A 2,095-nucleotide genomic window follows, 5' to 3' on the forward strand; every position below is an offset into this window, starting at 1 on the left:
GTTACGATGAGCCTTTTTCGGGGGCCGGGGTTCGGGGTTCGGAGGGGAATCATGTCCACAGGGGGAAGCATGTCCGTACGACGGACAAGACGCACACCACTCGCATCGCTGGCGTTCGTCGGGGTGGCCGCGCTCGCGGGGCCGTTGCTCGTTCCCGCCGCCTCCGCGCAGGCGGCGTCGGGTTCGCTGACCGTCACCACGCTGGGGCGGCACGGCGCCAAGGTCGCGACGACGGTGACCGTCGTCAACGCGTCGTCGGGTGAGACACGCACCGTCAAGTCGGGCAAGCGGCTCAGCCTGCCGGCGGGCAAGTACCTCGCCATGACCGACATCTACGAGAGCGCGACGGACGGTCTGGGCACCGACACGATCGGCGCGCAGGTGGTGACGGTGTCGGGAACCAAGTCCGTGACGCTGGACGCCCGTAAGGGCAAGGCCGTGAAGGTGTCACTGGACACCCCGGCCGATGTGACGGAGCCGGCCCGGATCAGCGCGCAGGTGTGTGCCGCCACCATGGACATGCCCTCCGCGTTCAGCGCGGGCGGCTGGAACAACGCGGGGTCGCTCTACGCGATCCCCAACTCCTCCAAGCTGCTCCAGTTCGGGTACATGGCGCAGTGGTCGGGCAACGACAGCTACGTAGCGGTCAAGAAGACGACCGGTATCCCGGCCGCGCCCGGCGGTTCGTTCAAGCGGTCGCAGTTGGCGACGCTGCGCTTCTCGGTGCGCGCCGGGACGCAGATGGGCACCCAGAACGACACCGCCCTCCAGGCCGCGCCCAAGGTCGACGACTGCACGACCGACCTGTACGCCAACGTCACCGACGACAGCGCGCCGTTCAGCACCGCGGTCCATGTGACGCCCGGGACCTGGCAGCCGCGCGACGACGTGATCGCGAACAACGGCGATGTCGTCAGCGGCGGTTTCCCGGCGACCAGGACGCTGAAGGCGGGGCAGAGCTTCACCCAGTCGTTCGGGCGGGCCGTGTGGAGCCCCCTGCACTATCTGCCCTTCGTCTGGCAGAAGTCCGTGAACTTCATCCCGGACGCGCTGATCGGCGACCCCGACGTGGGCGTCTGGGGCGCCGACCCGACGAAGGAGACGGTGGTCCTGTCCAAGGGGAGCACCACCGTCAAGAAGCAGACCGTGACCAACTGGGGCTCCTCCGCCGACGACTCCTTCGCCGCCCGCATCCACTCGGCCGGCACCTACCGGCTGACCGTGGACGCCCACCGCTACCGCCCGGGCATCACCTTCCCGTCCGGCATGCTGTCCTCGCGCGTCACCCTGGACTGGCGGTTCAAGGCCGACCCGGCCAAGTCGGTGGTCGCCCCCGTCTTCATGACCCGCTTCCTGCCCGCGGGCCTCGACAGCCGCAACCGGGCCAAGGCGAGCAGCACCACCTCGGTGACCGTCAGCGCGGGCCGCGGATCCCAGGGCCCGGACGTCAAGTTCACCAAGTCGACGGTCAAGTCCCTGAAGGTGTGGGCGTCTTCGGACGGCGGCAAGACCTGGAAGGCCGCTGCGGTCACCCGCTCCGGTTCCTCCTGGAAGGCCTCCGTGCACAACCCGGCCGCCGGCGCGGTCGCCCTGCGCTCCCAGGTGACCGACTCCACCGGCGGCACGTCAGTGGAGACCGTCTACCGCGCCTACGCCATCGGCTGATTCGTTCCCGTTCCCGCTCCCGTCCCGGCCTCCGGCTCCGTCCGAACAGGGCTGGTCGCCGGCCGGTTCGGGCGTGGGTGACGTCGAGGGCTCGGACGGGGCCGTGGGCTCCGGAGTGGTGACGGGATCCGGAGTCTCCTCCACGGGAGTGCTCGGCTCCGGCGTCGGCTCCTCGCTCCTGGGCGGCGAGGGGGCCGGTTCCGTGGGCGTCGGGTCCGTTGGTGTCGGGTCCGTTAGTGTCGGGTCCGGCTTCGGTTCCGTGACCACCGGCGGCGTGGGAGTCGGCTCCGGTTCAGGCTTCGTGGTCACCGGTGGAGTCGGAGGCGGGGTCGGAGCCGGAGTCGGCTCAGTGGTCACCGGCGGCGGCTCAACAGGCGGCGCGGGGACCGGAGTTGGCCCGTCGCCCGCCACCGGTATCACGCCCGTCCCG

Annotated in this window: 2 protein-coding genes; both read left to right on the plus strand. The window is 70.4% G+C overall.

Going from position 1 to position 2,095, the window contains the following annotated elements; genetic code table 11:
• Positions 1-69: 69 nt before the first annotated feature.
• A complete protein-coding gene (locus tag AC31A1_RS50575; RefSeq protein WP_489659778.1) occupies positions 70-1,665 on the plus strand; it encodes a hypothetical protein in 1,596 nt (531 codons plus the stop codon).
• A 73-nt stretch (positions 1,666-1,738) separates the two neighbouring features.
• Positions 1,739-2,095 (plus strand): hypothetical protein (locus AC31A1_RS50580; RefSeq protein ID WP_489659779.1); only part of this gene is annotated, 357 nt, incomplete at its 3' end.

Source organism: Streptomyces sp. P5F9 (assembly GCF_057961495.1).

Coding starts and splice junctions, on each gene's coding strand:
- AC31A1_RS50575 (WP_489659778.1), top strand. CDS start 70: ATGTCCGTACGACGGACAAGACGCACACCACTCGCATCGCTGGCGTTC.